The sequence below is a fragment of the Candidatus Rokuibacteriota bacterium genome (assembly GCA_016209385.1).
Classification (GTDB): Bacteria; Methylomirabilota; Methylomirabilia; order Rokubacteriales; family CSP1-6; genus JACQWB01.
In genome coordinates this window covers 1-3,371 of sequence record JACQWB010000242.1, presented here as the reverse complement: position 1 = coordinate 3,371, position 3,371 = coordinate 1, and the positions used below count along the sequence as shown (strand labels likewise).

Here is a 3,371-nt window from a genome sequence, read left to right as displayed (position 1 = left end):
TAAGCACCCCCGAGGAGAATCGGAGGGCGCCTGGACGGCCCCCTCCGATGCCTCCCCCAGAAATGGCGGTTCGAGCTGAGGGGCTGCCGACGAGCCGCAGGCATGGCAGTTCGAGCCGAGGCGCTTCGGCGCCGGCAGCTTCATCGCCGGCGCCAGCAACGAGGCGAGGCCCGAGCAAATCACGCGGAGGCGAGGCCCGAGTTGATTGCGCGGGCCGGGTACCCACGAAGTGGGTGCGCGCTCGAACGGCATTACTCCGACGCGCCCCGAGCCGGCGTCAGGTTCGGTGAGGGCCTGAGGGTCGAGAATCGGGGTAGAGCATCGCGTAGATATTCTGGCAGCGCGTCTCGCGCACCAGGAGCGCGACGAGAGCGGCGGCCAGAATGAACAGGCCACACACGCCGAAGGCCGCAGCGTAGGCCGAGAGCGGGTAGACCCGCGCGCCGCCCGCGAGCGCCCCAGCCCAGCGTGCATCGAGCACCGTCCCCACCGGCCACTGGGTGGCCGCAGCCCCGAACAGGCCGCCGAAGTTCACCACCGCCACGCTCAACCCCGCGAACTGGGGGGGATTGACCTCGCGACCGATCGGCCAGGTCAGGACAAACGCGCTGCCCATCATCCCCATGGCGAAGTAGAGCGTGTACACCCCCCAGAGCGGGAGGCCGCCGAGCGTGAGGAGAAAGGTCGCCCAGAGCACGAGCGAGCCCCAGCAGAGTCCCACGTAGAGCGGGCGCCGGCGTTCCAGGACCCGGTCCGACACATATCCGGTGAGGGGCCCGAACACCAGGATCGCGAGCGACGACGCCGTCGCGTAGATCGCCGCCTGAGGCGTGGTCAGACCATAAACGTCCCGGAGGAACGGAACCATCCAGAGCGTGAGGTTCGCCGAGGCCGAGTAGAGGCAGAACATCGTCAGGAACGGCGGCCACGTGTGCGCGTTCTTCAGCACCGCGGCCGCGCCCCCGAGGACCTGCGTGAAGGCCGGGGCCGCGGATGCCTGACCTGACCCGTTCGCGACAGCCTCGCGACTGCTCGCCGACTCCCCGGGATGGTCACGCACCACCCACCAGCAGAGGAGCGACGCCAGCACGGTCAGCCCGCCGACCAGGACGAAGGCGCCGCGCCAGCCCAGCGCCGATGCCAGAAGCGCGAGCGGCGCCGTAGCGATGAGCGCTCCCAGGGTACCCATGGTGGCCGTGAGCGCCGAGAGGGTTCCGAACCGGCGCGGGGAAACCACGTGGCCGCCACCTTGAGCGCGCCGACGAACGTCACCGAGGCCCCCGAGCCGACAAGAACGCGACCGACGAAGAGCGGGCCCGTGCTTCCGGCCGACCCCATCAGGACCGTGCCCAGCCCCATCAGCGTGCCGCCCACGGCCACGACGCGCCGCGCACCCCAGGCGTCCACGAGCACGCCGGCCGGGATCAGGAGCCCGGCGTAGAGGTAAAAGTACACCGCCGAGAGGAGACCCAGCAGCGCCCCGGTGGCGTGAAAGCTCTCCATCAGCTCTTTGGCGATCACGCCCGGCGCCACGCGGTGAAAGAACGCGACGAGAAAGATCAGCGAGGGGATTCCCCACATCAGCCACGGCATGAACCGGCGCGACCGATCGACGCTCGGCATCACCGAGCAGTCTCGCTGAGCGGGAACGGCCGGCACAGGGGGAAGCGCAGCGCCGAGACGGCTCTCACGGCAGAGAGATACCATCCGCGCTCGCCTCCCGCAAGTCGAGAGCGTTGCAAAGGCGCAGGATGTGGCCTACCATAGCCCTGTTCGTTCGAGGCGCCACCCGTACCAGCTCAGGAGGTTCGCCGTGCACTTCGGCTGTGCGCTCCCCGGGCGTGGGCCCCTGGCCAAGCCCGACATCGTGCTGAAGCTGGCGCAGGCGGCCGACCGGCTCCGCTACTCCTCGATCTTCGTCTCCGATCACGTAGTCCTCCCCACTGCGACGCGCTCGGTGTACCCGTATCACCCGTCGGGGCAGTTCCCCGGCGGCGCCGCTCAGGATTATCTGGAGCCCCTGACCCTCCTGAGCCACCTGGCCGCGGCCACGAAGAAGATCCGGCTCGGAACGAGCGTGCTCGTCGTCCCGTACCGGAACCCGCTCGTGACGGCCAAGATGCTCGCCACCGCCGATGTCCTCTCGGGCGGGCGCGTCATCCTGGGCGCCGGCGTCGGCTGGCTCGAGGAGGAGTTCGTCGCCCTCGGCTCCCCGTCCTTCAAGGAGCGCGGGCGCGTCACGGGGGAATACCTGCGCCTCATGCGCGAGTGCTGGACGAAGGACCAGATCCGCTTCGAGGGGAAACACTACCGCGTCAGCGACATCGTGTTCCTGCCGAAGCCCGTCCAGAAGGGCGGGATCCCGATCTGGATCGGCGGCCACACCGACGCCGCGCTCCGGCGAGCGGGCGAGTTGGGGGACGGCTGGCACCCGATCGGGCTCCGTCCCCCGGCGCTCCTCCACCCGCCGGAGTACCGGGACAAGGTGAAGCAGATCCACGCCTGGGCCGAGCGCGCAGGCCGGGACCCCCGGGCGATCACGCTCACGTTCCGGGTCCCGATGGAGGTCTTGCCCAGGCGCGCCAAGGCCCCCGGCGGGGACCGGCAGATGTTTCGGGGCACGGCGGACCAGGTGGTCGCCGACATCCGCCAGTACCAGGCCCTCGGCGTCACCCACTTCGTTTTCGACTTTCCGGTTCCCGACCTCAAGCAGATCCTGGCCGGCATGGAGCGGTTCGCGGCGGAAGTGCTCCCGAAGGTCAGGCGAGCCCGCTGATGGGAGACGAGCTGAGTCCCGGGGTCGGGGCGCTCCTCAACGCGGGGCGGATCGCCCGGCTTGGGACCGCAGACTCGGCAGGCCAGCCGCTGGTCGTACCGGTCTGCTATGCCTTCGACGGCCGGCACTGCTACTCGGCCCTCGATGCGAAGCCGAAGCGCGCCCCGGCGGACCGGCTCAAGCGGGTCCGGAACATCCGCGAGAACCCGCGCGTGTGCCTCGTCGTGGATCACTACGACGAGGACTGGAGCCGACTCCGCTACGTCGTGCTCCAGGGGCGGGCTGAGCTCCTCACGGGCGGGCCCGAGTTCGGCCGGGCCGTCGACCTCCTCCTCAACAAGTACCCGCAGTACCGGACGATGGGGCTCGATCGCGAGTCCGGCCTCGTCATTAAGATCATCCCCGAGCGGGTCGTCCAGTGGAGTTCGAGCCGAGGGAGTTCGGAGGAGCCGCAGGCGACGACACGCACGAGGCGAGACCCGAGTAGATCTTCGAGCCGAGGGGCTCCGGACGAGCCGCAGGCGAGGACAGCCACGAGGCGAGACCCGAGTAGATCTTCGAGCCGAGGGGCTCCGGACGAGCCGCAGGCGAGGAC

The 3,371-nt window shown here is 69.8% G+C and carries 4 protein-coding genes; 2 read left to right on the top strand and 2 right to left on the bottom strand.

All coding sequences use genetic code 11. The features are described 5' to 3' along the window. Positions 1-277: 277 nt before the first annotated feature. Both HY726_18095 and HY726_18090 read right to left on the bottom strand, forming a co-directional pair. Complete coding sequence (locus HY726_18095; GenBank protein MBI4610907.1) at positions 278-1,189, bottom strand: MFS transporter; 912 nt, start codon at positions 1,187-1,189, stop codon at positions 278-280. Beyond that, positions 1,093-1,626: an MFS transporter gene (locus HY726_18090; protein ID MBI4610906.1), complete on the bottom strand. Its 534-nt coding sequence runs from the start codon at positions 1,624-1,626 to the stop codon at positions 1,093-1,095. Before HY726_18090 ends, HY726_18095 begins: the two co-directional genes overlap by 97 nt. 187 nt (positions 1,627-1,813) lie before the next feature. On the opposite strand from HY726_18090, the gene HY726_18085 reads away from it, so the two are divergent. Both HY726_18085 and HY726_18080 read left to right on the top strand, forming a co-directional pair. Next, a complete protein-coding gene (locus HY726_18085) occupies positions 1,814-2,776 on the top strand; it encodes an LLM class F420-dependent oxidoreductase (GenBank protein ID MBI4610905.1) in 963 nt (320 codons plus the stop codon). Further along, positions 2,776-3,371: TIGR03668 family PPOX class F420-dependent oxidoreductase (locus HY726_18080; GenBank protein ID MBI4610904.1), on the top strand; the 596-nt coding region annotated here is incomplete at its 3' end. The genes HY726_18085 and HY726_18080, both read left to right, overlap by 1 nt.